Origin of the sequence: Paraburkholderia sp. BCC1886, assembly GCF_900996245.1 — a bacterium.
Taxonomy (GTDB): Bacteria; Pseudomonadota; Gammaproteobacteria; order Burkholderiales; family Burkholderiaceae; genus Paraburkholderia.
This window is the reverse complement of the sequence record NZ_CAAJGK010000052.1, coordinates 372,857-397,744: the sequence shown is the minus strand read 5'-3', so window position 1 is coordinate 397,744 and position 24,888 is coordinate 372,857. Positions and strand designations below refer to the sequence as shown.

The following is a 24,888-nucleotide window of genomic DNA, read 5'->3' as shown; positions in this document are numbered from 1 at the left end:
TATCGATGTCTCTCAGGTCCACGCAGCGATCACACAGCGATCACACAGAAGCGGCGCGGCGGATTAATCCGCCGCGCCGTCAATCTGATTGACTCGACCAACGAGCGATTTATCGGATTACTGCTTGATAAAACGGTCGTTTGCCCAAAGGCCTTGGGTATCGCTATTGCCCGAATTCACGAATTCGACGTCGTGGCCGACTACGCGCACCACGCGGAAACTCGAATTTTCGGGAGTCGACACGCATTGATAACCGGAGAAAAATTCCTGCATTTTCTGCTGCTCGCCGGCTTGAGCGTGTTGATCGGCGGCATCGAGCTTATCTTTCGATAGACAGCCGTAGCTGTTGGCCTTGAACTGGATGGTTTGCTGCGGCTTGACGACGTCTTGAGCCTGAGCAGTGACAGCGGCCAGACCCACAAGGGCAAAAACCAGTGCGATTCGCGTTTTCATGTGATCCTCCGGTGCGGGTCGATTACTCAGGTTAGCTATCTATTTAAGATTAAGATTCAACCCGCAACTTGCACTTTAGGAGAATGCGGTAGAACAACAAGCACATCTTGTGTGCGGTCGCAACAGTGACGAATTGCCGCATGTTAATGTCGACCTGCTTAAACCTTGAGCAGTAGTTTGAACGGATCACATTAAAACTATTAGAAATCAAAGGGGCAGGGTACAGCGCTCTAACCGGTAAAGCTTTGCGGTCGATATTCACGTAAACGCCAGGTGCCAATTAAGCGACTTAATACAATTAATTCAGCCACTTGGTGCGTTGCACACAAAGTCATTCAACTGACCTGAGAGGAAGGGCGAAATAACGGTGTAAATGCAGAAGAGAAACGATGCCAGGCTTGTTTGAGGATGGCGCAAGCGGTTTCACTCGGGGTGATTCGAGAGAACGTGATAACCGCTGGCGACTACAATGAAAATCACTGCTTGCGCGAGGAGGCTGCCGTGATCGAACAGATAATCCTGGGCCTGTTTCTGGCGATTCCGCTGTTAATCGTCGCCTTTCTTTTCTCCGATGAATTGTGGCAGGAACATCGTCATCTTCATGGCTTGCGGCCGGCGCATCTCAAAGCACGCCGGCACGGCATCGACTGGCGGCATCCGCTGCGCCGCCCGCGGGATCGGGAATAGAAAGACGAACGGAAAGAAAAAAGCCTGCCGGTTCGGCAGGCTGAAAAGAGATCCACACTCAATGCCTTGTTGGGACAAGGCAGCGCCAGTCTAGCCACATTGCGCGCTGCGCTGGTTTCGAAGGCTTTTACAGATGTTACGGCGCGTGACCGTCAAAGCATCACGAGCCCGCCAGCCGTTAATCCGCGCGCCAATGATCGCGAATCCGCTTGGCCAGCGCTTCGAGCGTGGCGGCGTCGGCGACGTCGCGCGCATGCATTCGCAGGTCCTGCCCCTGCCAGCGCGGAATCACGTGAAAGTGCACATGCGGCACGGTCTGCCCTGCCGCACTGCCGTTGAACTGACCGATGAACACGCCATCCGGGCGCAACGCCGCGCGCACTGCAATCGCCAGCTTCTGCGTCATCCGCATGCAGGCCACCGTCGACGCATCCGACAACTCGAAGATCTGCGCCGCCTTTTCTTTCGGGATGACGAGCAGATGCCCGTCGGCCTGCGGCATCAGATCCATGAAAGCCAGCGCGGAGCTGGTTTCCGCCACTTTGATGCAGGGGAGTTCACCACGCAGAATCCTCGCGAAGGGATTGCTGTCGTCGTAGTTCATCGCGCTTCCTCTCAGTTTGCGAACACGAATGGGAGACTGTCGTGCCGGTCAGGTGGCGCCATTGTCTCGCACATCTGTTACAGCGAACGCATCGGCGCGCTGAGGATGCTTGGACGTGGCCGCGCCGATGTTCAAGCGCTCATCGCCACCTGATTTCTGCCGTCGCGTTTGGCGCGATACAAACCGACGTCGGCGGCTTCCACCAGCGTGGTCACCGCTTCCGCAAGCGTCGGCACCTGCATCGCCGCGCCGATGCTGACCGTCACGACGCCGCTCGCCGAGCCGGTGTGCGTAATGCCCAGGTCTTCGATGGCGAGGCGGATCTTCTCGGCGATCAAGCGCAAGCCGCCGCTGGAGGCGCCCGGCAGCACCACCGCGAATTCCTCGCCGCCGAAGCGCGCCGCGAGGTCGGGCGAGCGTCCGAGACAGGACTCGACGGTGTGGCCGACGCGTTTGAGCACTTCGTCGCCGGCCACGTGGCCGTAGGTATCGTTGTAGGCCTTGAAGTTATCGACGTCGATCATCAGGAAGCCCAAGCCGGTCTTGTCGCGTACGCCGCGGCGCCATTCGGCTGCCAGATACTGATCGAGATAACGGCGGTTCGACAGACCCGTGAGCCCGTCCGAATGCGTGAGCCGCTGCAATTCCAGATTGGTCGCGAGCAGTTGCTGCTGCGAATGACGCAGCGCCTGATACGCCTCGTCGCGTTGCAGCAGGTTCAGATACGAACGCGAGTGGTAGCGGATTCGCGCGATCAGCTCGATACGGTCCGGCAGTTTGACCAGATAGTCGTTGGCGCCCGCCGCGAACGCCGCGCTTTTGACGAGCGGCTCTTCCTTGGTCGACAGCACGATGATCGGAATATCGCGGGTGAGCGGATGCTCCCGGTATTGCCGCACCAGTGTGAGGCCGTCCGTACCGGGCAGCACGAGGTCTTGCAGGATGACCGTGGGACGGGTTTCTTCGGCGCAGCGCACCGCGTCTTCCGGAGACGCGCAATAGTGGAAGTCGATGCCCGGTTCGCCTTCCAGCGCCTGCCGCACGGCTTCGGCGATGATCGCCTGATCGTCGACCAGCAACACCATGATCGGACACTGGGCGGCCGGCGGATTGCCGAGGATGCGCACCAGCGCGTCGTCCACCGGCAGCGTGGGCGCCTGCCGGTTCGCGTCGGCATCGGCGAGATTGGGCGCGGCGGCGGTCTGAGGCGGGTTGCGAGTGTCCATGGTGTTCGTCAGATGAAAAGCAGTCGAAAAAGTGAAGCAGGCTCAGGTGAGGCGCAGGCGGCAGGCAAGCAGGCAGACCGGTTGGAGCAGCGTCGCTAACGCGTGCTTACTGCCGTGCCTACCGCCGTCACTAATGCCGTCACTAATGCCGTCACTAATGCCGGAGCAATCGCCGGTAGCGGCAGGATCGATACCGCCGCATCGAGCGCGGCAGCCGCCTTCGGCATGCCGTACACGGCGCTCGTCGCCTCGTCCTGCGCGATCGTGCGATAGCCCTTGGTGCGCATCGCCTTCAACCCGATCGCGCCGTCGCGTCCCATGCCGGTCAGCAGCACGCCGATCGCGCGGCCCGGCCAGCGTGCCACGACACTATGAAAGAACACATCGACAGAAGGCCGGTAGGGCGTTTCCGTCGGCACGGGTGTGTAGCCGAGCACGTTGGGCAACTTCAGATGCAGGTGGTCGTCGGTGGCCGCCAGCAGCACGAGTCCCGCCTGCGGCCGGTCGTTTTCCTTCGCGATCCGCACCGGCAACGCCGACTGCTGGTTCAGCCAGTCGGCCATGCCGGCGGCAAATGCGGCATCGACGTGTTGCACGATTACGACTGCCGCCGCGAAATCCTTGGGCAACGCGGCGAGCAGGGTGGCCAGCGCCGCCGGTCCGCCGGCGGATGCGCCGATCGCTACCAGCGGCGTGTCGCGGTTCGTCGCGCCGGGCTGAGGCGCGGCCGCCGGCGTGGGCGCATTGCGCTCCTTGACCAGCGCGGCAATCCGGTCGATTTTCGCGAGCAACGTGGCGATGCTCCGGTGCGCGTCGGGGCCGCTCAGCGACGGCGTGTCGACGGCGTCGAGCGCGCCCGCGCCCATCGCTTCGTACACGCGCCAGGCGTTGGCGCCCACGTCGACGGTGACGATCAGGATCGCGCACGGCGCGCGCGCCATGATGCGGCGGGTCGCCTCGATGCCGTCGACGTTCGGCATCACGAGGTCCATCAGCACGATGTCGGGTCGCTGCGCGGCGCAGAAATCCACCGCCTGCACGCCGTCCTGCGCGACCCACAGCACGTCGTAATCGTGGCGCGCCGCGAGCGCGCGGCGCAGCGCTTCGACGGCGAGCGGCATGTCGTTGACGATTCCGATCTTCATTCGTGTCACCCGTGGGTTGCGCCGTAAGCTTCGCCGATCAGATCGCGCACGGCGTCGAGCAGCGCTTCGTCATGGAAACTGCCTTTTGCCAGATAGTAATCCGCGCCCGCGTCGAGACCCGCGCGGCGGTCTTCTTCGCGATCCTTGTACGAGACGATCATCACCGGCAGCGAGTGCAACTGCGGGTCGCGCTTGATGAGCGTGACGAGTTCGATGCCGTCCATGCGCGGCATGTCGATATCGGTGATGACGAGGTCGAAGCGCTCGCCGCGCACCGCATTCCAGCCATCCATGCCGTCGACCGCGATGGTCACGTCGTAACCTCGCGTGGCCAGCAGTTTGCGCTCGAGTTCGCGGACCGTGAGCGAGTCGTCGACCACCAGCACGCGCCGCGTGCTGCGACGGCTGGCGAGCGCGGCGCCCGGTTGCGCGTGTTGCAGATCGCCGCCGGCCACCAGCCGTTCGACCGAGCGCAACCAGTCGTCGACATCGGCGATCAGCACGGGGTCGCCGTTCTCCATCAACGCGCCGGCGGAGATATTGCGGATCTTGCCCAGCCGCGGATCGAGCGGCTGCACCACCAGCATCCGCTCGCCGAGAAAACGGTCGACCACCACGCCGTAAGTCCCTTCGCCTTCGCCGATCACGATCAGGCTGACCAGTTCGGCCTCGTTCGCGGACGCCGCGGTGTCGAGAATCTGATGCGCGGTAACGATGCCGATGCGGCGCCCGTCGAAGCCGATGTGCTGATGGCCTTCGAGCAGTTCGATCTCCGCGCGGCTCACGTGCAGCGTGCGGTTCACGTGCGCGAGCGGCACCGCGTACGGTTCGCCGGCGACTTCCACCAGCAGGCTGCGGATGACCGACAGCGTCAGCGGCAACTGCAGTTGCACGCGCGTGCCGAAGCCCGGCTCGTGCGTGATGCGCACGGTACCGCGCACGCGCTTGACGACGTCGTGAACCGCGTCGAGCCCGACGCCGCGGCCGGACACGTCGGTCACCTGGTCGCGCAGCGAGAAGCCGGGCAGAAACAGGAATTCGAGCAGTTCGGCTTCGGACAGACGCGCGGCCGTTTCCGGGCTCGCGAGCTTCTTGCGCACGATCGACCCGCGTAGGGCATCCAGATCGATGCCCGCGCCGTCGTCGGTGACGGTGATCAGCAGGGAGCCGGCGGTGTGGCGCGCGTCGAGCGTGAGCGTGCCGTCGGCCGGCTTGCCGCGCGCGAGCCGCACGGCCGGCGCTTCGATACCGTGATCGAGCGCGTTGCGTAGCAGGTGGCCGAGCGGCGCTTCGAGCAGATCGAGAATATCGCGGTCCACCTGCGTCGATTCGCCGACCAGGTGCCAGTGCACCGTCTTGCCGAGCGAGCGCGCGACGTCGCGCACCATCCGCGCGAGGCCGCCGGTGCCGTCGCCGAACGGGCGCATCCGGCATTGCAGCGCCGCGTCGTACAGTTGTTGCGACAGATGCGTCGAGCGGCGATCGAAGCTTTCCAGATCGGCGAGACGCTCGGCGAGCAGATGCTGCGATTCGCCGGCGAGCCGGCGTAGTTCTTCGAGTGCGGCTTGCGCGCGCGGATCGAGTTTCAGGTCGGCGAGGCTTTCGTGCAACTGGTCGAGCGCGCGGGTGCTGTCGCGTTGCACGCGTTTGACCCGCAGCATCGACTGCGCGAAGGGTTTGAGCCAGCGCGACTCGACCAGCGATTCGCCGGACAAGGACAGTAGCCGGTCGAGGTTGTCCGCGCGCACGCGCAGCATGCGGGCGGGGTCGGTGGCGGTGTGGGGGGCTTGCTGGGCGGCTGGTGCAGGAGTTTGTGCGGCGGCATCGAGCATCGGCACCGGTACGGCGCTGTTCACGACCGGCTCTACAAGCATGCGGACCGCTTCGTCCGCCACGCCGCCTGGCGCTTCCGGGGCCGTCTCCGCCACGTCGACCGTGCGCTGCGGGACGGCGATCTCCATCGGCATGGCCCCCGCATCGCGCCGCGACACCGCCCCATGCGGCGCCACGCCCGCCATATGCGCCTGCAACGACGCGACGCAAGCACTCACCGCTTCGCTCGCCTCGGCATCTTCCTCGTTGCCGATGCGCTCCACGATGTCCACGCCGCGCAGCAACGCGTCGATCCACACGCCGTCGAGCAGCGCACGGCCTTCCTGCGCGGCGACGAAACAATCCTCCATCGCATGCGCGAGTTCGACGCCGACCGGCACGCCGACGATTCGCGCCGCGCCCTTCAGCGAATGCGCGGCGCGCATGCACGCTTCGAGCGCGGCGGCGTCGCGCGGCGAGCGGTCGAGCGTGAGCAGGCCGTCGTTCAGCACGCGCGCCTGGGTGCGGGCTTCCTCGCGGAACAGGTCGATCAGCGACGGGCGGCGCGGGTCGTCCGTCATCCGAGACTCCGGTTCAAGGTGTCGAAGAGCGCGTCGGCGTCGAGCAGGCCGAGACTCATGTCGCGCCACGACGCGACCGCGCGGGTATGCGCGGCGGCCGCTTGCGACAGCGTGGCGGGCGGCGGCTGGAACGTGTCCAGCGCGATGCGATGCACGCCGTCGACCTGATCGACGGGAAAGGCCGCGTGTTCGTCGGCGCGCGACACCACCAGCAAACGCGGCAGCTCGTGACGCGCCCGCTCGTCCTGCTTGTCCCGCGCCGCGCTAGCGCCGGGTTCGAAGCCGAGCAGCAGCGCGAGCGACACGCACACCAGCAGATCGCCCTGCACGTTCACCACGCCCAGTACCGCGCGATGCTGGCGGTGCGGCAGGCTATGAACCGGCCGCGTCTGCACGATGCGTTTGAAGATCGGTGTAGGCAGCGCGAGCCACGCATCGCCGATCCGGAATACAAGGAACGATTCGCTCTCGCCTTGCGCGTCGCTGCGACGTGTGGGAACGAGTGCGGGCGCGCGCAGTTCAGGGTGCGTGAGATCGATCTGCGACACCGGGCGGTCCAGCAGGCGGGCCGCCGCCGTTTCGAACACCGGGCAGTTCAGGCAGCGGACATACTCGGTCAGACGCTCGCACGACGAGTCGCCGCGCACGCCGATGCGGTTCCAGCAATCGTCGAAGTCCGGCGCGCGTTCTTCAACCACGGGACGCTCCCTGCGCGCGCGACGCGCGTTGCAGCAACAGGCGCGCACCGGCGCGGTCGCCTTCGAGTTCGAGCAGCGTCGCCAGATGCGCGAGCGCTTCGCCATGCTGCGGATCGAGGTAAAGCGCCTTGCGGTAGTGACCGCGCGCGAGGTTCGTCTCGCCGTGAGCATCGGCGAGCACGCCGAGCAGATAGAACGCGTCGGCGTGCGGTGCGTGGCGTTCGAGGTAGGCGGTGAGTGCGGTTGCGGCTTCCGCGAGACGGCCGGCATCGGCGAGCGCTTGCGCAGCTTGTAGCGTGTCGCGCGCGGCGTTGGTCGGTGCGGCGGTTGGTGCGTCCGTCGGTGTGGCGGACGACGCTCCGGGCGTTGGTGCGGTCGGTGCCGTGCGGGAGGCAGGCCGCGCTGTATCGGCGATCATCGGCTCGGCCGCGGCCGTTGCGCGGTCGAGCGGTGCGCGCGCAACCGCATCCGGCCACGCGAAAGGCTGCGCGGAAAACACCTGCACGGGCGCCAGCGTTGATTGGGGCCAGCGTGTCATGGCCGACGCCGCCGCGTTCGCCAGCGGCGCGGTAGGCGAAAGGTGAGGCGGCGTCTCCCGATTCGCATCGACTGACGCCGCGCGATAAAACGCGAACGCCAGCGGAATCTTCGCGGATTGCAGGCCGTGGCGCACCAGCAGCCCGGTTTCGGATGGCCCGACGAACAGCGTGCCGTCTTCGGCCAGCACGCTTTCGAGCGCCTGCAACGCAGCATGCTGCGCCTCGCGGTCGAAGTAGATCAGCACGTTGCGGCAGAACACGAAGTCGTACACGCCGAGCGCGGACGCATCGAGTTGCATCAGGTTCGCACGCGAGAAGCGCACCGCATCGACGATACGCGGCGCGAGTCGCCAGCCTGCTTCTACGCGGGCGAAGTGCGCGTCGCGAAACGCCAGCGCGTTGCCGCGAAACGAGTTACGGCCATAAATCGCCCGGCGGGCGAGCGCCAGCGAGCGCTCGCTGATATCCATCGCGTCGATGCGGAACTCCGTCGCCGCGAAACCCGCGTCGAACAGAGTCATCGCGATCGTGTACGGCTCTTCGCCGCTCGAGCAGGGCAAGCTGAGAATGCGCAGCGGCAGCGAACCGCCGCGCCGCGCAGCCGTGACCCGTGCAAGCCGCGCCAGCGCCTTGAACGCATCGGCATCGCGGAAGAACCAGGTTTCCGGCACCACCACCGTCTCGACCAGCGCCTGCACCATCGCGGGCGACGCCTGAGTCGCTTCCCAGTATGCGGCGAGCGGCGCATCGTCGTGACCGTCGGCGCGCCAGGCCGCGGCGCGCTGATCGACCGCGCGTTCGATCGCGCTATGGCCCAGCGACGCCGCGTCGAGTCCCATGGTCCGATGCAGCAGGTCGGCGAAGCGCCGGTACAAAGGCGCGTTGTCGTGATGCGCGTTCATGCGCCCGCCTCGGCGAACAGCAACGCCTTGACGTCGTCGGGCAGCAGATGCTCGACGCGAATCCACTGGACGAGGGTGCCGGCGTCGCTCGCGACCGGGCCGAGATAGCGGGTCGCGGGCAGATCGATGCCGGCGTCGTGGAACGAATCCGCATTCAGACGGATGGTGCGCGTCGCGCCTTCCAGCAGCAGCGCGAGCAGGCGCACGCCGCTGCGCATGCCATTGCCCATGCCATCGCGGCCGCCATTGCCCCCATCGCTCGCGAGCGGATAGCGCACCAGTGCCACGCGCGTGGACATCAACTGGGCAGCGGGACGGCCGAGCGCGAGCGCGGGCAGGTCGATGACCGGCACCGGCGCGCCTTCGTGTTCGAGCACGCCCGCGACCCATGCCGGCGCGCCGGGGATCGCCTTGGGCGGCGACTCGGGCGAAAGCGGCATCAGACGCTCCACCTGCGTCGCGTCGATCACGTAGCGTTCGCTATCGAGGGTGAACAGGATGAAGAGCATCGGCGGGAGCTTGAGCTTGGGCTGGGCGGAGGGCGCGGGCGAACCTGGCGCGGCGCGTCAGGCCAGCACCTTGAAGCGCGACACGCCGGTGCGCAAACTGTTCGCCACATGCGTCAGATCGTCGATGGCCTGCGTCGACTGGCGCAGCGATTCCGCCGTCTGCTGCGCGGCCTCGGAAAGCTGCGTGAGCGCCTGGGTGATCTGCTCGGCGCCGGTGGCCTGCGTCTGCATGCCTTCGTTGACCATCGAGAAGCGCGGCGCGAGTTGCTGCACCTGCTGGATGATCTGCGTGAGATGGCCGCCGACGTTCTGCACGTCGAGCATGCCGCGGCGCACTTCCTCGGAGAACTTGTCCATCCCCATCACGCCGGCGGCGACCGCCGACTGGATTTCCTTCACCATCTGCTCGATGTCGTAGGTGGCGACGGCGGTCTGATCGGCGAGACGGCGGATTTCGGTGGCCACCACCGCGAAACCGCGGCCGTATTCGCCGGCTTTCTCCGCTTCGATCGCGGCATTCAGCGACAGCAGGTTAGTCTGATCGGCCACTTTCGTGATCGTGGCGACGACCTGATTGATGTTGCTGGCCTTCTCGTTGAGGATCGCCAGCTTGGCATTGACCGAGCCGGCGGCTTCCATGACGAGGCGCATCGTTTCTTCCATGCGCGCGAGTCCCGCGTGGCCGGTGCCGGCGAGCGCCGCCGACTGGCCTGCAACTTCCGACACTTCGTTCATGGTGCGCAGCAGGTCGCGCGAGGTCGCGAAAATCTCCCGCGAAGTCGCGCCGATCTCGGTGGTGGTCGCGGCGGTTTCGTTCGCGGTGGCTTGCTGCTCGCGCGAAGTCGCAGCGATTTCCGTCACCGACGTGGTGACCTGCACCGCCGATTTTTGCGCCTGGCCGACCAGCGCGGTGATTTCATCGGTCATGCGGTTGAAGCCCGACTCGAGCGCGCCGATCTCATCCGCGCGATTCAGTTGCAGGCGCTGCGTCAGGTCGCCCGTGCGCATCACGTCGACGACCTGCAGCACCTTGGCCATCGGCGTGGTGACGGCGCGCAGCAACCAGTAGCCGGCGGCCACGGCGACGATCGCGGCGATCAGCAGCATGACGAGCAGCGCGACGCGCGTGGTCTCGACCGAACTGCGGATGTTTTGCGCGGCCTCGTCGGCGTAGGCCTTGTTGTTGTCGACCAGCTTGCGGATGGACAGCCGGCCGGTTTCCCAAACCGGCGTGAGCTGCGTGTTGAACACGCGCGCGGCGTCTTCCTTCGAGCTCGGCAGCGTGTTCAGCAGCGAGGTCTGGATCGGCAGGTATTGGGTCTGCTGCTGGCGGAAATTGGTGAACAGCTCACGGTCGACGTCGCGAAAGAGCGTCGCGCCGTAGTCGTTGACGAGCTTTTGCAGCGTGTCCTGGGTTTCCTGCAGTCGGGTCGTGTCGCGTTTGATGGAGGCGGGATCCGCGTCCACGTAGATGAGCCGCTGCGTGACCGAGTAGTTCTCGAACCACGCGGCGCGCATTGCGGTGGCGTAGTAAAGGCCCGGCATGGAGTCCTGCTGCTGGCTCTTCGCGTTGTGATCGATGCCGCCGAGTTGCTCGAAGGTGACGACCGCAGACGACAGCATCACGATGAGCACGATCCCGAAGCTGCACAGGATCCGTTGGCGGATGGTCCATTGTTTCACTCGCACACCCCTTACTTTTTTGACGCTGTCGGATTGATCTGACGGGTTGTGCGGCGAATTTTACATTGATCAGGGCAATCTTTGAGTCGAACGAAAAACGTGGGAGTGCCAGCTTGCGCGAGGTTACAACCGTAATGGGCGGTTACCACTTGCAGCATCTATTTCTGTCGGCGACCTCCACAATCCGTTGCATGCCTAACAGGCCGGAGAGAAACGTGAAAAAGATTGCAGTGGCATTGGTGATGGTGGGGAGCTTGAGCGTGGCGGGGCAAGCGTCCGCGCATGGCAATGGCGGCGATGTGGTCGGCGCGTTGATCGGCGGCGCGGTGCTGGGTGCAGTGGTAAGTTCGGCGCTGGCGCCGGCCCCCGTGTACGCACAACCGGTGTATGCCCAGCCGGTTTATGCGCAACCTGTCTACGCGCAGCCGGCGTATCAGCAGCAACCGGGGTATGGCGGGCCGCCGCCGGGCGCCTGCTATGACCAGTACCAGCGCGCGTACGTCGCTTGCGGTGCGCCGCCGCCTCCGCCGCAAGGACAATATGGCTACTCGGGTTACTCGGAGCCCGAGCCGCAGCAGGGTTACTGATTTCCGCCAGTCGAACGAAGGCCGTCGCAAAGTGCGACGGCCTTTTTATTCGTGCTGTGCGGAGCAAGGGTGAGAACGCGGCCGGTCAGTGCCGGTGATGCAGCCACTCCGCGTAATGCGTATCGAGCCAGCGCTCGAGTCGGGGCGGTTTGGAATCGGGATGGGGATGGTGCTTCTGGTGATAGCGGGCGGCCGCCCAGATCGTTGCACCCACCACCAGCATGACGGCGGGTCCAAGCAGATAGGCCAACAATGGTTCGGACATGGGAGCCTCCGCGTGGAGTTAGAGCCATGCCTCAGTGTAGGCGAAGGATGACGCTCCAAGGGCGGGTTTTATTCAGCGACAAATCGATGTATTGGTCTGCCGATTGGTGCGTCGTTCGCGTTGACTAACGCGCGCTATTCGTCTGAGTTTCTATGAAGTCTGCCCAGCATTGCTGGAACTCGCGTTGCGTGTTCGCATCGCTCGAGCCAGCCGGTTTTTGTGGCAGATGGGCTGCTGCCGTACGCCGGAAATCGTGCAGCACGAAGTGCTCGACATCGACGCCTAGCGCTTTCACGGCCTGATTCAACGTGCTTCTGGCTATCGGCCGATCGTCGCCCCGTACGCTTGGAAAGACATAGCGCTGGCCGTCGGCTTTGGCATCGAACAGCTCCTGCAGTATCGCGATGGCCTGACGCGATAGCGAAACGATCTGGTCGTGCTCCGCGTTCAGCCGCGTTGCAGGAATCGTCCATTGCGCTTCGTTCAAGTCGAACTCCGACCAGGTCGCTTCGACCAGGTCCGACTTGCGCGCCATCGTCAGCACGCGCAGATGCAAGGCAAGCTTGAGCGGCCGGCGAATGCTCGATACGTCGATAGCGCGCAGCATCGTGCCGATCTCGTTGCCCGACATAACGCGCGTGCGGCTGTGAACGGTCGCGAGGGAGCGCGCCGGGACGACTTCAGCGGGATTGTCGGTCGCGAGTTGCCGGGCAATCAGATACTCGTAGAGACGCTTGACCACGTTGCGTGTGTGCAGCGCCATTTTTGGCGCGCCGCGGTTGTTGATGCGCTCGCATATTCCGACGATGTCCTGCGCCGTCACCGACCTGACCGGCTTGTTGCCGATTGCCGGCAGCACGTCCTTGTCGAGCGCGCGTCGGGTGGTGCGGCGATACTCATCCGACTTGCCCGCCATTTCTGTCGAGAGATAAAGCTCGGCGGCTTCGCGCAAAACATCCGCGTTGCTGTCGGCGCCGCGGTCGCGACGCGCGGTGGCGACCGGTGAGATACCTTGCGCCACCAGCGCCGCGTACTTTTGCGCTTTGGCCCGCGCGACGCGCAGCGAGATCATCCGGTAGTCGCCGATCGTGGCGAGCGGCTGCCGCTTGCCGTTCAACGAATAGCGGAACCGCCAGACCTTGGTGCCGGTGGTCATCACTTCGATGATCAGGCCTTGGCCATCGGCAACGGAATAGCGCGTGCCGCGTGGGGTGAGCGCGCGGACTTGCGATTCGGTGAGGGGCGTAGCGAGTTTAGGCATGCTGCGGCGGTGGGGGAAGCGGTGTCGCCGGATTCTACTCTGCCGGGTGGCTGTGTACCAAACCTTTAGTGCTTTTTCGGTAGTCAGTAGCGCGATACTCCGAGCCGTAATCCCTACTAGCTTGCCTCGTAGCCCGGCGTCACTTCCCGATACAAAACCTGCTGAAAATCACTCCTAGAAGATCGTCCGAACTGAATTCTCCAGTGATCGAATTGAGTTGGTCCTGTGCAAGCCGCAGTTCTTCGGCAAACAGATCGAGCGCCTGCGAATTCTGATCGGCATGCGCGGCCGCGGTCGCCAGATGCTCTTCGGCTGCACGCAACGCGATCAGATGCCGCTCGCGAGCCAGATAAACGCTTTCCGCGCCCGCCTGCCAGCCGGCGATGCGCAGCAACTCGCCGCGTAGCAACGCAACCCCATCGCCCTGCTTCGCCGAGAGGCGCACTTCGCTGAGATCGGCCGCAGCGTCCAGTTGCTGCACTGCTGGCGCGAGCGCGGTCAGGTCCGTCTTGTTGACCACTCGCACCACCGGCACGCCAAGGGGAAAACGCCCGGCAATCGTTTCGTCTTCGGCCGTCATGCCTGTGCGGGCGTCGAGCAGATGCAGCACGACGTCGGCGCGCTCGATTTCGCTCCACGTACGGGCGATGCCGATCTTCTCGACTTCGTCGTCGGTATCGCGCAGTCCGGCGGTGTCGATGATATGCAGCGGAATACCTTCGATCTGGATGGTTTGCGCGACCTTGTCGCGCGTCGTGCCGGCGATCGGCGTGACGATGGCCAGTTCGGCGCCGGCCAGCGCATTCAGCAACGACGATTTGCCCACGTTCGGCTGTCCGGCTAGCACCACGGACAAACCTTCGCGCAGCAACGCGCCCTGCCGCGCTTCGCCCAGCACATGAGCGAGGCGTTCGCGGATTCGCGCGAGCTTGCCGTGCGCGTCGGCGGCTTCGAGGAAGTCGATTTCCTCTTCGGGGAAGTCGAGCGTCGCCTCGACCAGCATGCGCAGCGTAATCACGTCCTCGACGAGCGCATGGATGTCGCGCGAAAACGCGCCGTCGAGCGAGCGGCCTGCCGAGCGGGCAGCCGCCTCGGTGCTGGCTTCGATCAGATCGGCGACGGCTTCGGCCTGAGCCAGATCGAGCTTGTCGTTCAGAAACGCACGGCGCGTGAATTCGCCAGGCTCTGCGAGCCGCAAGCCGATCGCGCGGCCCGCTTCGATGCAACGCTGAAGTACCAGCTGCAGCACGACCGGTCCGCCGTGGCCTTGGAGTTCGAGCACGTGCTCACCGGTATAGGAGTGCGGCGCGGGGAAATACAGGGCGATGCCGCGGTCGAGCGCGCTGCCCGCCGCGTCCTGAAACGGCACGTAGCTGGCGTGGCGTGCCGCGAGTGTCTGGCCGGTGAGCGCCTGCATCAACGGTTCGGCCGCCGCCGCGCCCGCTCGCCCGAACGAAATCCGCACGACGCCGATGCCGCCTCGACCGGGCGCGGTGGCAATGGCGACGATCGGATCGGAATCGGTGGTGAGCATGGACGCGTAGAGAATCGGAGAAGGGAAGGGCGCCGCCAGGTCGATGCGGCGCGAAGGATTGTAACGCGGGCGCTATCGACGGCCGGCTTGTAACACCGAAAACCCGGCCGGTAGGATTTATCCTACTCAAGCTAGGATTGGAACTGTCTTTCCTAAGAACAATTAAGACTGACTAGGATCGGAAATTTCCCAAAAGCCACGCTAGATAAGGAAATCATGATAAAAATCAAATTCCGCGAAATGCTTGGCGTGGCGGGAATTACAAGCTAAACAAATCTTCAACGCGCTAAACCATAGCCTGACCAGTTGTCAACTGGGTGGAATGTGAATTGCACAATCCACCCCATGCCGACCGACAAAGAAAAAGCCGCCTTCGCCAAACGGTTGAAGGACCTGCTCGAGCCGCTGAGAATTCGCGGCGGGACCAAGCTTGCCGAACAATTCAATCTCCGTTACCACGGCGAACGCCCGGTCACGCCGCAAACGGCGCACAAGTGGCTGACGGGCACGACGATTCCGAAGCCCGACAAACTGCGCACGTTGGCGGAGTGGTTGAACGTGAAGGAGCATTGGCTGCACTACGGACCGCCGCCGGGCTCGAATGCGAAGCCCATGGCGCGCGGCGAACTGTATCCGCCGACACCCGAACTCATTCACCTCGCGTCCAAAATCGGATCGCTCATGCCGAAAGACCGCTATCTGGTCGAGGAAATGATCGACCGGTTCTGGGGCGAAGAGCATCCCGACGAAGAATAACCGGCGCGCCGCGCCTCCGGCTGCGGCGTATTACCCATAAAACAAAGCCGCCCGGTGGTTTCCCACCGGGCGGCTTTTTTACGACCGGCCGCATGAAGGCCGGCGGTTCAGGCTCAGGTCAGACAGCCTTGGCTTTCTTCGACTGACCCATCATCCGCGTGATGTAGTACTGCTGGGCGATCGACAACACGTTGTTGACCACGTAGTACAGCACCAGACCGGCCGGGAAGAAGAAGAACATGACCGAGAACGCGATCGGCATGAACATCATCATCTTGGCTTGCACCGGGTCCGGCGGCGTCGGGTTCAGGCGCGTTTGCAGGAACATCGACACGGCCATCAGCACCGGCAGAATGAAGAACGGGTCCTGTTGCGACAGATCGTGAATCCAGAGAATCCACGGCGCGCCGCGCATTTCCACCGACGACAGCAGCACCCAGTACAGCGAGATGAACACCGGAATCTGGATCACGACCGGCAGACAGCCGCCGAACGGATTGACCTTCTCGGTCTTGTACAACTCCATCAGCGCCGAGTTCATCTTCTGCGGATCGCCCTTGAAGCGTTCGCGCAGCGCCTGCATGCGCGGCGTGATGGCCTTCATGCGCGCCATCGACTTGTAGCTGGCGGCCGACAGCGGGAAGAACACGGCTTTGATGAGCAGCGTGACCAGCACGATCGACCAGCCCCAGTTACCGACATAGCTGTGAATCTTCTCGAGCACCCAGAACAGCGGCTTCGCGATGATCGTCACCCAGCCGTAGTCCTTCACCAGTTCCAGACCCGGCGCGATGCCTTCGAGCATGCGCTCTTCTTCAGGACCGGCGAACAGGCGCGCCGACACGTCGGCCGACTGTCCCGGCGCGATGGTCGGCACCGGTTGCTTCACGCCGACGCGGTACAGCGCCGGATCGATCTTCTCGACGTAAATGTCACGCTTCGCGCCTTGCTGCGGAATCCAGGCGGACGCGAAGTAATGCTGCACCATCGCAATCCAGCCGTTGTTGGCCGAATTCGCGAAGTCTTCCTTGTTCTTGTCGATGTCGCCGAACGTCATCTTCTGGAAGTGATGCTGGTCCGTATAAACAGCCGGTCCGATGAACGTGTGCGAGAAGCGCGGCGTTTCCACCGGCTGGTCGTCTCGTACCAGTTCCATATAGACGGACGGCGTCACCGGCGCGGTGCCGACGTTCTGAATCTTGGTATCCACGCCGATCACATAGCTGCCGCGCGTGAACGTGTAGGTCTTGACGACCTTCACGCCACCCTTGACCGGCGACTCGAAGCTGAGCTGGAACGACTTGGCGTCCGCCGGCAGGTCACGCGGCTGGTCCGCCACCGGCGTGTAGATATCGTTGTGATTCGGGAAATCGCCACCGAGCAGACCCGTGCGCGCCAGATACGTATGCGTCGCGGTGTGATCGAACAGCGTGATGACCAGATCGGGCTGCTTGCCGTCGCCTTGCTTGACGAGCGACAGCTTCGACAGCGTGCCGCCGCGCGTGTCGATTTCGCCGCTGTAGACGTCCGTGCTGAATTTGATGAGTTGCGCCTGCGCGGCGGCCGGTGCATTGCCCGGAGCGGCTGCGTTGGTGGCGGGCAGATCGGCGGGTTGGGTTCCCGGCGTCGTGGTTCCGGGGGCGGCGCTACCGACCGTGCTGGTCGGCGTGGTGCCCGGGAAGAACATCGACGGGCGTCCATGGTCGCGTTGCCAGTTGTCGAACAGCATGACCGCTGACATGAAGAAGATGACCCATAGGACGGTGCGTTTGATATCCATGCGTTGTCTCAGTGTCGATGAACCGGCGCGTCAGCGCTTATCAGAAGTGGGAGGCGGGACGAGATCGATGCCGCCCGCGGAAAACGGGTGACAGCGGCAAATACGCCTGGCGGCGAGATAAGTCCCGCGCGCGGCGCCATGATACTGGATTGCTTCGCGCGCGTAATCAGAACAGGAAGGGTAAAAACGGCACCGGTCGCCGAGCAGCGGGCTGACGGCTAGCTTGTAGAAACGCAATAGACCGATGAGGACCGTTTGTACCGTTTGCATGGCAGTGGCGGCCGGACGGCGCCGCGCATCGTGGAGTACCGGGCGACGCCCGCGCAGCAGGGCTGCAAGGCGGGCGGTCAGAGCGGTCACGGGAGCGTCATTCCGTCTTGGGCGCGTCCGCGGGCGGCGCCTCGCGACGGATGACTTCGCGCGCGGCCTTGTCGAGCAGCGCTTCTATCTCACTGCGGAACAACGTGCGCAACGGCGGCGAAGACGCGCTGGGAAACGCCTTCTTGTCGATGCGCGTATGCAGGCGCAGCAACACGTCCCATCCGCCGAATTCCGCGCGACGCAGCCGGAAGGCTTCACGCGCGATACGCCGGACCAGATTTCGCGTCGCGGCGCGCGGCGCATACTTCTTGCCGATCACCAGCCCAAGGCGCGCCTCGTTGCCGGTGGGCCGGCCGTACACCACGAAGTGTGCGGTGCGGCGCCACGGGCGCAAACGAAAAACGGATGAAAATTCATCCGTTTTCAGTAGCCTTGCGGCTTTGGGGAAGGCGGCGGGCGCTCGGGACTGGGTTTGCAACTGGGTTTGCAAGCGCGTTGGCAACGGAGCCGTTCCCGCTTCGCCGCGGGCGCCGGTCATAGCGCGCAATCCGCTGCCAGCCTTAGATGGCCAGACGCTTGCGACCCTTCGCGCGACGTGCGTTGATGACCTTGCGGCCACCGGCGGTCTTCATGCGAACGCGAAAGCCGTGGGTGCGCTTGCGACGGGTAACGGAAGGTTGATAAGTACGTTTCATGTTGCTCTCACTTGATCGAAAAATAACCGCGCGATCATCGCTGAAAGCGCAATGGCCGGAGGTCTACTGAATTGGTTTTCGCGGAACCCGCTATTTAAACCGGTTTTCTGTTGGGCGTCAATACTTTAGCCGGTCCGGGCGACGCGCCGGCTTCGCCGCGAGGGTTGATCGGTCCCTGTGGATAACTCCCGCTCGTCGTGAATTTGGCGTTAGAATCTCGCCTTACTTCCCGAAAACCCTGCACGCCGCTCCGGCTCGCTTGCCCCGCAAACCCTTGTGGCACAAGCGCCTGGAGCCATTGCGCCTGGCTGCTCAGGGCCTTGTTGCATACACGCGACAAGGGCAGCGGCGACCCGCCGTGCACACCATAACCACAGCAATTTGATGAACGATTTCTGGCAACACTGTTCCGCCTTGCTGGAGCGCGAGCTGACGCCTCAGCAGTACGTGACGTGGATCAAACCGTTGGCTCCGGTTGCCTTCGACGCCGCGGCGAACACGCTGAGCATCGCCGCGCCGAACCGCTTCAAGCTCGACTGGGTGAAGAGCCAGTTTTCCGGCCGCATCGCCGACATGGCTCGCGATTTCTGGCAAGCCCCGGTCGACGTGCAGTTCGTGCTCGACCCAAAAGCGGGGATGCGCGCGCCGGCCGCATCGTCGCCGGCGCCGTCTCGTCCAGTGGCGGGTCCGGGCTCGGCGATGGGGGCGAATGGCGGCCATGGCGGTTCGAACAACGGGGGCGCCGCCGTGGATGCAGCGGTCGGCGCCGTGCAGGCGGCGCACGCTGCGCGCGCCAACGGCGTGAGCGCGGCGCAGCAGGCCAACGCGAACGCCCGCGCCGCGGCGGCCGCCGCCGAAGACTCGGCCGATCTCGATCTGCCGAGCCTCGACGCGAACGAAGCCGCCGCGGCCCGCCGCACGTGGCGTCCGGGCCAGAGCGCGAGCTCGAACGGCAACGGCGAGAACGACTCCATGTACGAACGTTCGAAGCTCAACCCGGTGCTGACCTTCGACAATTTCGTGACCGGTAAGGCCAACCAGCTGGCGCGCGCCGCGGCCATCCAGGTCGCGGACAACCCCGGCATCTCGTACAACCCGCTGTTTCTGTATGGCGGCGTGGGCCTGGGCAAGACCCACCTGATTCACGCCATCGGCAATCAGCTTCTGATGGACAAAGCCGGCGCGCGGATCCGCTACATTCACGCGGAACAATATGTGTCCGACGTGGTGAAGGCCTATCAGCGCAAGGCGTTCGACGACTTCAAGCGGTATTACCACTCGCTCGACCTGCTGCTGATCGACGATATTCAGTTTTTCTCCGGCAAGTCGCGTACGCAGGAAGAGTTCTTCTACGCGTTCGAGGCGCTGGTCGCGAACAAGGCGCAGGTGATCATTACCAGCGACACGTATCCGAAGGAAATTTCCGGTATCGACGATCGCCTGATCTCGCGCTTCGACTCCGGCCTGACCGTGGCGATCGAGCCGCCCGAGCTGGAGATGCGCGTGGCCATTCTGATGCGCAAGGCGCAGTCGGAATTCGTCAGCCTGAACGAAGACGTCGCGTTTTTCGTGGCCAAGCATCTGCGCTCGAACGTGCGTGAACTGGAAGGCGCGCTGCGCAAGATCCTCGCGTATTCCAAGTTTCACGGCCGCGAGATTTCGATCGAAGTGACGAAAGAAGCGCTGAAAGACCTGCTGACGGTGCAGAACCGGCAGATTTCGGTGGAAAACATCCAGAAGACCGTCGCTGATTTTTACAGCATCAAGGTTGCGGACATGTATTCGAAGAAGCGTCCGGCAAACATCGCGCGGCCGCGGCAGATTGCGATGTATCTGGCCAAAGAGCTCACGCAAAAAAGCTTGCCGGAGATCGGCGAATTGTTCGGCGGACGCGATCACACCACGGTGCTGCACGCCGTGCGCAAAATTGCCGCCGAGCGCAGCACCGACGCGCAACTGAACCACGAATTGCACGTGTTGGAGCAAACCCTGAAGGGCTAGACGGCCGGAAAGGAAAAATCGACCTGTTTATTTCGGAACACGCCCCCAATTTAGGGGAGCGCTTCTGTTTTCAGGCACAATACAGGTTTAACCGCCCGGCGGTCGGGGCGGATTCACGCCGTGACGAGCGCTGCGTGGCGCCGACGGGGAGTCGCGGCTGCGCGCGGGAAGGTCGGGCGGCAAGTTGGCCTCGAAGCGGCCGGCAAACTGACCGGCAAGCTGGCAAATCAACGGGCAAGCAAGGCGCGCAGGCCGTCATATCAACGAAGGAACTCTATGCAACTGGTCAAGACCGAACGCGATAACCTCCTCAGGCCGCTGCAAACCGTGAGCGGCATCGTCGAACGCCGCCATACGTTGCCGATCCTCGCCAATTTGCTGATTACCAAGAACGGCCCGGACGTGTCGTTCCTGTCGACCGACCTGGAGTTGCAGATCACCACGCGTGCCGATTTCGGCGTGGGTGGCGACTCGGTGGCCACCACGGTGGCGGCAAGAAAGCTCCTCGACATTCTGCGCGCCATGCCCGACGGGCAGGTCACGCTCACCCTGAACGACAAGCGCCTGACGGTACAGTCCGGCAAGAGCCGTTTTGCGTTGCAAACGCTGGCGGCAGACGAGTTCCCGACCGTCGCCCAAGCTAAAGACTTCGGCGCGAACCTCGTGGTTCCCCAAAAAACGTTCCGCCAGTTGCTCGGCATGGTGCACTTCTCCATGGCGCAGCAGGACATCCGTTATTACCTGAACGGCATGCTGCTGGTGGTGGACGGCGACCAGCTGATGGCCGTCGCCACCGACGGTCACCGTCTGGCGTTTTCGTCGATGAAAATCGAAGGCTCGTTTGCACGTCAGGAAGTCATCATTCCGCGTAAGACGATTCTCGAATTGCAGCGTTTGCTGGAAGACATCGACGACACGCTGAAAATCGACATCGCACCCACGCAGGTCAAGTTCACGTTCGGCCAGGTCGAACTGGTGTCGAAGCTGGTGGAAGGCAAATTCCCCGACTTCCAGCGCGTGATTCCGAAGTCGCACAAGAATCAATTCCTGATCGGCCGTGAAGAACTGCAGCGCTCGCTGCAACGTGCCGCCATTCTGACGTCGGACAAATTCAAGGGCGTGCGCTGCATTATCGAGCCGGGTCAGTTGAAGATCATGTCGACCAACGCCGACCAGGAAGAAGCGCAGGAAGAACTGGAAATCGCGTACAGCGGCGACAGCGTCGATATCGGGTTCAACGTCACGTATCTGCTCGACGTGCTCGCGAACCTGAAGGTCGACACGTTGCAAGTGAGCCTGGGCGACGCCAGCTCCAGCGCGTTGATCACGATTCCCGAGAACGACGAATTCAAATACGTCGTGATGCCGATGCGCATCTAACGCGTTCAACACTGAAGAACACACCAAGGGGCGCAGCGCCCCTTTGGCGTTTTTATGGTGTTTTGAAAAGTCCCGAGCAGCAACCTTGCAGCAACGCAGAACCGGAAAAAATCCATGACTGAAACGAACAATTCGCAACCCGACAATAGCGGCTACGGCGCCTCGTCCATCCAGATCCTCGAGGGTCTGGAGGCAGTGCGCAAGCGTCCCGGGATGTATATCGGCGATACATCGGACGGCACCGGCCTGCATCACCTCGTGTTCGAAGTGCTCGACAACTCGATCGACGAAGCGTTGGCCGGGTACTGTAACGACATCCAGGTCACCATTCACGCCGACAACTCCATCTCCATCACCGACAACGGCCGCGGCGTGCCAACCGGCCTGAAGATGGACGACAAACACGATCCGAAGCGCAGCGCCGCTGAAATCGTGATGACCGAACTGCACGCCGGCGGCAAGTTCGACCAGAACAGCTATAAGGTGTCCGGCGGTTTGCACGGCGTGGGCGTGTCGTGCGTGAACGCGCTGTCGTCGTGGCTGCGTCTCGTGGTGCGCCGTGACGGCAAGAAGCACTTCATGGAGTTCCATCGTGGCGTGCCGCAGAACCGTGTGATCGAAGAGATCGACGGCGTGGCCGTCTCGCCGATTCCGGTCGTGGGTGACACCGAAAATCGCGGCACCGAAGTGCACTTCATGGCCGACGAGACGATTTTCGGCAATGTCGAATATCACTACGACATTCTGGCCAAGCGCATTCGCGAGCTGTCGTTTTTGAATAACGGCGTGCGCATTCGTTTGCACGATTTGCGCAGCGGGAAAGAAGAAGATTTTGCGTTCGTTGGCGGTGTGAAGGGCTTTGTCGAGTACATCAACAAGAACAAGGCGGTATTGCACCCGAACATTTTCCACGTGAGCGGCGAGAAGGACGGCATTGCCGTCGAAGTCGCGATGCAGTGGAACGACAGTTACAACGAAAACGTATTGTGCTTCACGAATAACATTCCGCAGCGCGATGGCGGTTCGCATTTGACCGGCTTGCGGGCGGCCATGACGCGCGTGTTGAACAAGTACATTACCGATCACGATGTCGCGAAGAAGGCGAAGGTCGAGACGGCCGGCGACGATATGCGCGAAGGGCTTTCATGCGTGTTGTCGGTGAAGGTGCCGGAGCCGAAGTTCAGCGCGCAGACCAAGGACAAGCTGGTGTCGTCGGAAGTGCGCGCGCCGGTGGAAGACGTGGTCGCCAAGGCACTCGAAGAGTTTCTGCTGGAAACGCCGAACGACGCGAAGATTATCTGCAGCAAGATTGTCGATGCAGCGCGTGCGCGCGATGCGGCACGCAAGGCGCGGGAAATGACGCGCCGCAAGGGCGTACTGGATGGCGTCGGTCTGCCTGGGAAACTGGCGGATTGCCAGGAAAAAGATCCGGCGAAGTCCGAGATTTATATCGTCGAGGGCGACTCGGCAGGTGGCTCGGCCAAGCAGGGACGCGATCGGAAGTTTCAGGCCATTTTGCCGCTGCGCGGCAAGGTGCTGAATGTGGAGAAGGCGCGTTACGACAAGCTGCTTTCTTCGGAGCAGATCGTTACGCTGATTACGGCTTTGGGTTGCGGCATTGGCAAAGAGGATTACAACCTCGATAAGCTGCGTTATCACCGCATTATCATCATGACCGATGCCGACGTGGACGGCGCGCATATCCGGACACTGCTGTTGACGTTCTTCTATCGTCAGATGCCGGACATGATCGAGCGTGGGTATATCTATATCGCGCAGCCGCCGTTGTTCAAGATCAAGGCCGGGAAGGACGAGCGGTATCTGAAGGATGAGGCCGAAGTTAATGCTCATATTCTGAAGCTGGCGCTGCAAGGTTCTGAACTGGTGCCGTCGGAAGGGGCTACGCCGATTACTGGCGACGCGCTCGGCGAATTGGCTCGGGCTTATTTGTTGGCGCAAGGTGTCGTGAACCGGTTGAGCCGGTTGTATGACGCGGGCGCGCTCGAGGCCGTGATGGATGGGATCGTCGTCGATCTTTCGACCGAGGAAACGGCTGACGCGTCGGCCCGCGCGCTGGAAGCGAAGCTTCGGGACGATCCGTTGAAGCCCGAAGTTCGAGTGACGACGATGTATGACCCTGTTCGTGAATTGCGCTCGTTGCGGGTTGCACGGACGCATCACGGGAATCAGAAGATCTCGGTGCTGGATCAGGATTTCCAGTTGACTGCCGATTATCAACAGCTGATCAATACGGCTAATACGTTTAAGGGATTGATTGGCGCTGCGGCCGTGATCAAGCGCGGTGAACGGAGTATGGCGGTTACCGACTTCAAGAGCGCAATGAAATGGTTGCTGGCCGATGCCGAGCGCAATGTTTCCAAGCAACGGTATAAGGGGCTTGGAGAGATGAATCCCGAGCAGCTTTGGGAAACGACCATGGATCCGACCGTGCGCCGGTTGCTGCGTGTGCAGATCGAGGATGCGATTGCGGCAGATGGGATTTTCACGACCCTCATGGGGGATGATGTGGAGCCGCGGAGAGCGTTTATCGAGTCGAATGCACTGCGGGCGGGGAATATTGATGTTTGAGGGGGGTTGAGGCTCTCAAGTGATTCGCCCACCCGAGCCTGTTTCCATGCAGGCTCGAGTCGAGACTTCCGGTTTTAAATTCATACCCATGCCTGCTGCTTTCAGTCGATACGTTGGTATCGACTATTCGGGCGCACAGACGCCCAATGACAGTCTGAAGGGACTGCGGGTCTATCTCGCAGGAACCGCAGGCGAGCCGCCAGTTGAAGTTCCCCCACCGCCTGGTGCGCGCAAATACTGGAGTCGGCGCGGTATAGCGTTATGGCTTGCCGAGCTACTTAGCGAAGATATCCCGACAATTGTCGGCATCGACCACAGCTTTTCTTTCCCGCGTCAGTACTTCGAGGCTCATCGGTTAGCTCCGGACTGGTACGCGTTTCTTGAAGATTTCCAACAGCACTGGCCTACGGATGAAGACAGCGTGTATGTCGATTTCATTCGGGATGGCTTAGTCGGAAATGGCAGTGAACGGCAAGGCAATTCGAAGTGGCGGCGCATTGCTGAAGAACGATGCAGAGCCAAGTCCGTATTCCATTTCGATGTTCAAGGCGCAGTCGCGAAGTCGACCCATTCGGGATTACCTTGGCTGCTTTATCTGCATCGTCAGCTCGGGGAGAAGATTCACTTCTGGCCATTCGATGGCTGGGAGATCGAGCCGGGCCGCTCTGCCATCTTAGAGGCTTATCCGTCCTTGTTGAGAGTCGGGCGTGTGCGGCCCGATGGGATGACTGACGATCAGTATGATGCGTACACTATTGCGGATTGGCTGAGAATCGCGGATGAGGAAGGGCGGCTAAAAGGCGCATTGCATCCGGAGTTAATGCGGATGGAATTTGATTTGGCTCGCTTCGAAGGATGGATTTTGGGAGTCAGTGGCTGA

At 62.8% G+C, this 24,888-nt stretch carries 23 protein-coding genes; 7 read left to right on the top strand and 16 right to left on the bottom strand.

Features of this window, described 5'->3' with window-relative positions; translation table 11 throughout:
• Window positions 1–117: 117 nt before the first annotated feature.
• Complete coding sequence (gene sap1, locus FQ746_RS19910; RefSeq protein WP_144111344.1) at window positions 118–453, bottom strand: surface attachment protein Sap1; 336 nt, start codon at window positions 451–453, stop codon at window positions 118–120.
• Between the two features lie 501 nt (window positions 454–954).
• On the opposite strand from sap1, the gene FQ746_RS19905 reads away from it, so the two are divergent.
• Window positions 955–1,140, top strand: a complete 186-nt coding sequence (locus FQ746_RS19905) for a hypothetical protein (protein ID WP_144111508.1) — start codon at window positions 955–957, stop codon at window positions 1,138–1,140.
• 178 nt (window positions 1,141–1,318) lie between these two features.
• Here FQ746_RS19905 and FQ746_RS19900 read toward each other — a convergent pair whose 3' ends face one another.
• The 8 genes from FQ746_RS19900 to FQ746_RS19865 all read right to left on the bottom strand — a co-directional run bounded on the left by FQ746_RS19900 (window position 1,319) and on the right by FQ746_RS19865 (window position 10,839).
• Entirely contained in the window at window positions 1,319–1,744 is a 426-nt protein-coding gene (locus FQ746_RS19900; RefSeq protein ID WP_144111343.1) for an HIT family protein, read from the bottom strand.
• A gap of 131 nt (window positions 1,745–1,875) precedes the next feature.
• Window positions 1,876–2,970 (bottom strand): diguanylate cyclase, encoded by a 1,095-nt coding sequence (locus FQ746_RS19895; RefSeq protein WP_144111342.1) that lies wholly within the window; start codon window positions 2,968–2,970, stop codon window positions 1,876–1,878.
• Between the two features lie 95 nt (window positions 2,971–3,065).
• Window positions 3,066–4,115 carry a chemotaxis response regulator protein-glutamate methylesterase gene (locus FQ746_RS19890; RefSeq protein ID WP_144111341.1) on the bottom strand — a complete coding sequence of 350 codons (1,050 nt, stop codon included), beginning with the start codon at window positions 4,113–4,115 and terminating at the stop codon, window positions 3,066–3,068.
• Between the two features lie 5 nt (window positions 4,116–4,120).
• Window positions 4,121–6,508 (bottom strand): hybrid sensor histidine kinase/response regulator, encoded by a 2,388-nt coding sequence (locus FQ746_RS19885; RefSeq protein WP_144111340.1) that lies wholly within the window; start codon window positions 6,506–6,508, stop codon window positions 4,121–4,123.
• Window positions 6,505–7,206 (bottom strand): chemotaxis protein CheW, encoded by a 702-nt coding sequence (locus FQ746_RS19880; RefSeq protein ID WP_260854108.1) that lies wholly within the window; start codon window positions 7,204–7,206, stop codon window positions 6,505–6,507. Before FQ746_RS19880 ends, FQ746_RS19885 begins: the two co-directional genes overlap by 4 nt.
• A complete protein-coding gene (locus FQ746_RS19875) occupies window positions 7,199–8,647 on the bottom strand; it encodes a CheR family methyltransferase (protein ID WP_144111338.1) in 1,449 nt (482 codons plus the stop codon). Before FQ746_RS19875 ends, FQ746_RS19880 begins: the two co-directional genes overlap by 8 nt.
• The gene (locus tag FQ746_RS19870) at window positions 8,644–9,156 is read right to left on the bottom strand and encodes a chemotaxis protein CheW (protein ID WP_144111337.1); all 513 of its coding nucleotides are present in this window, start codon (window positions 9,154–9,156) and stop codon (window positions 8,644–8,646) included. The genes FQ746_RS19875 and FQ746_RS19870 overlap by 4 nt, the downstream gene beginning before the upstream one ends.
• A gap of 57 nt (window positions 9,157–9,213) precedes the next feature.
• Window positions 9,214–10,839, bottom strand: coding sequence for a methyl-accepting chemotaxis protein (locus FQ746_RS19865; RefSeq protein WP_144111336.1), 1,626 nt, complete (start codon window positions 10,837–10,839; stop codon window positions 9,214–9,216).
• A 215-nt stretch (window positions 10,840–11,054) separates the two neighbouring features.
• Between FQ746_RS19865 and FQ746_RS19860 the strand changes: the two genes are divergently transcribed.
• A complete protein-coding gene (locus FQ746_RS19860) occupies window positions 11,055–11,426 on the top strand; it encodes an ecotin precursor (RefSeq protein WP_144111335.1) in 372 nt (123 codons plus the stop codon).
• An 85-nt stretch (window positions 11,427–11,511) separates the two neighbouring features.
• On the opposite strand, the gene FQ746_RS19855 is transcribed toward FQ746_RS19860, so the two are convergent.
• The 3 genes from FQ746_RS19855 to mnmE all read right to left on the bottom strand — a co-directional run bounded on the left by FQ746_RS19855 (window position 11,512) and on the right by mnmE (window position 14,486).
• A complete protein-coding gene (locus tag FQ746_RS19855) occupies window positions 11,512–11,691 on the bottom strand; it encodes a hypothetical protein (protein ID WP_144111334.1) in 180 nt (59 codons plus the stop codon).
• A 124-nt stretch (window positions 11,692–11,815) separates the two neighbouring features.
• Window positions 11,816–12,952: a tyrosine-type recombinase/integrase gene (locus FQ746_RS19850; protein WP_144111333.1), complete on the bottom strand. Its 1,137-nt coding sequence runs from the start codon at window positions 12,950–12,952 to the stop codon at window positions 11,816–11,818.
• Window positions 12,953–13,091: 139 nt separating this feature from the next.
• The gene (gene mnmE, locus FQ746_RS19845; protein WP_144111332.1) at window positions 13,092–14,486 is read right to left on the bottom strand and encodes a tRNA uridine-5-carboxymethylaminomethyl(34) synthesis GTPase MnmE; all 1,395 of its coding nucleotides are present in this window, start codon (window positions 14,484–14,486) and stop codon (window positions 13,092–13,094) included.
• 345 nt (window positions 14,487–14,831) lie between these two features.
• Between mnmE and FQ746_RS19840 the strand changes: the two genes are divergently transcribed.
• Entirely contained in the window at window positions 14,832–15,242 is a 411-nt protein-coding gene (locus tag FQ746_RS19840) for an XRE family transcriptional regulator (protein WP_144111331.1), read from the top strand.
• Window positions 15,243–15,360: 118 nt separating this feature from the next.
• On the opposite strand, the gene yidC is transcribed toward FQ746_RS19840, so the two are convergent.
• The 4 genes from yidC to rpmH form a co-directional block, all read right to left on the bottom strand.
• Complete coding sequence (gene yidC / locus FQ746_RS19835) at window positions 15,361–17,022, bottom strand: membrane protein insertase YidC (RefSeq protein ID WP_144111330.1); 1,662 nt, start codon at window positions 17,020–17,022, stop codon at window positions 15,361–15,363.
• 30 nt (window positions 17,023–17,052) lie between these two features.
• Window positions 17,053–17,292 (bottom strand): membrane protein insertion efficiency factor YidD, encoded by a 240-nt coding sequence (yidD, locus tag FQ746_RS19830; protein ID WP_144111507.1) that lies wholly within the window; start codon window positions 17,290–17,292, stop codon window positions 17,053–17,055.
• 97 nt (window positions 17,293–17,389) lie between these two features.
• Window positions 17,390–17,881, bottom strand: coding sequence for a ribonuclease P protein component (gene rnpA, locus FQ746_RS19825; protein ID WP_144111329.1), 492 nt, complete (start codon window positions 17,879–17,881; stop codon window positions 17,390–17,392).
• Window positions 17,882–17,903: 22 nt separating this feature from the next.
• Complete coding sequence (gene rpmH / locus FQ746_RS19820; RefSeq protein ID WP_004198824.1) at window positions 17,904–18,038, bottom strand: 50S ribosomal protein L34; 135 nt, start codon at window positions 18,036–18,038, stop codon at window positions 17,904–17,906.
• Window positions 18,039–18,422: 384 nt separating this feature from the next.
• On the opposite strand from rpmH, the gene dnaA reads away from it, so the two are divergent.
• The 4 genes from dnaA to FQ746_RS19795 all read left to right on the top strand — a co-directional run bounded on the left by dnaA (window position 18,423) and on the right by FQ746_RS19795 (window position 24,888).
• Window positions 18,423–20,039: a chromosomal replication initiator protein DnaA gene (gene dnaA, locus FQ746_RS19810; RefSeq protein WP_222105890.1), complete on the top strand. Its 1,617-nt coding sequence runs from the start codon at window positions 18,423–18,425 to the stop codon at window positions 20,037–20,039.
• 276 nt (window positions 20,040–20,315) lie between these two features.
• Window positions 20,316–21,419: a DNA polymerase III subunit beta gene (gene dnaN / locus FQ746_RS19805; RefSeq protein WP_144111327.1), complete on the top strand. Its 1,104-nt coding sequence runs from the start codon at window positions 20,316–20,318 to the stop codon at window positions 21,417–21,419.
• Between the two features lie 114 nt (window positions 21,420–21,533).
• Window positions 21,534–24,008 (top strand): DNA topoisomerase (ATP-hydrolyzing) subunit B, encoded by a 2,475-nt coding sequence (gyrB, locus tag FQ746_RS19800; protein ID WP_144111326.1) that lies wholly within the window; start codon window positions 21,534–21,536, stop codon window positions 24,006–24,008.
• Between the two features lie 46 nt (window positions 24,009–24,054).
• Entirely contained in the window at window positions 24,055–24,888 is an 834-nt protein-coding gene (locus tag FQ746_RS19795) for a hypothetical protein (RefSeq protein WP_260854107.1), read from the top strand.

Excerpts from the sequence above, each read along its gene's own strand:
- FQ746_RS19895 (WP_144111342.1), bottom strand. The coding sequence starts at position 2,970 with ATGGACACTCGCAACCCGCCTCAGACCGCCGCCGCGCCCAATCTCGCC.
- mnmE (WP_144111332.1), bottom strand. The coding sequence starts at position 14,486 with ATGCTCACCACCGATTCCGATCCGATCGTCGCCATTGCCACCGCGCCC.
- FQ746_RS19795 (WP_260854107.1), top strand. The coding sequence starts at position 24,055 with ATGCAGGCTCGAGTCGAGACTTCCGGTTTTAAATTCATACCCATGCCT.
- yidC (WP_144111330.1), bottom strand. The coding sequence starts at position 17,022 with ATGGATATCAAACGCACCGTCCTATGGGTCATCTTCTTCATGTCAGCG.
- FQ746_RS19890 (WP_144111341.1), bottom strand. The coding sequence starts at position 4,115 with ATGAAGATCGGAATCGTCAACGACATGCCGCTCGCCGTCGAAGCGCTG.
- rpmH (WP_004198824.1), bottom strand. The coding sequence starts at position 18,038 with ATGAAACGTACTTATCAACCTTCCGTTACCCGTCGCAAGCGCACCCAC.
- FQ746_RS19875 (WP_144111338.1), bottom strand. The coding sequence starts at position 8,647 with ATGAACGCGCATCACGACAACGCGCCTTTGTACCGGCGCTTCGCCGAC.
- gyrB (WP_144111326.1), top strand. The coding sequence starts at position 21,534 with ATGACTGAAACGAACAATTCGCAACCCGACAATAGCGGCTACGGCGCC.
- FQ746_RS19900 (WP_144111343.1), bottom strand. The coding sequence starts at position 1,744 with ATGAACTACGACGACAGCAATCCCTTCGCGAGGATTCTGCGTGGTGAA.
- sap1 (WP_144111344.1), bottom strand. The coding sequence starts at position 453 with ATGAAAACGCGAATCGCACTGGTTTTTGCCCTTGTGGGTCTGGCCGCT.
- yidD (WP_144111507.1), bottom strand. The coding sequence starts at position 17,292 with ATGCAAACGGTACAAACGGTCCTCATCGGTCTATTGCGTTTCTACAAG.
- dnaN (WP_144111327.1), top strand. The coding sequence starts at position 20,316 with ATGCAACTGGTCAAGACCGAACGCGATAACCTCCTCAGGCCGCTGCAA.
- rnpA (WP_144111329.1), bottom strand. The coding sequence starts at position 17,881 with ATGACCGGCGCCCGCGGCGAAGCGGGAACGGCTCCGTTGCCAACGCGC.
- dnaA (WP_222105890.1), top strand. The coding sequence starts at position 18,423 with ATGAACGATTTCTGGCAACACTGTTCCGCCTTGCTGGAGCGCGAGCTG.
- FQ746_RS19840 (WP_144111331.1), top strand. The coding sequence starts at position 14,832 with ATGCCGACCGACAAAGAAAAAGCCGCCTTCGCCAAACGGTTGAAGGAC.
- FQ746_RS19885 (WP_144111340.1), bottom strand. The coding sequence starts at position 6,508 with ATGACGGACGACCCGCGCCGCCCGTCGCTGATCGACCTGTTCCGCGAG.
- FQ746_RS19855 (WP_144111334.1), bottom strand. The coding sequence starts at position 11,691 with ATGTCCGAACCATTGTTGGCCTATCTGCTTGGACCCGCCGTCATGCTG.
- FQ746_RS19870 (WP_144111337.1), bottom strand. The coding sequence starts at position 9,156 with ATGCTCTTCATCCTGTTCACCCTCGATAGCGAACGCTACGTGATCGAC.
- FQ746_RS19850 (WP_144111333.1), bottom strand. The coding sequence starts at position 12,952 with ATGCCTAAACTCGCTACGCCCCTCACCGAATCGCAAGTCCGCGCGCTC.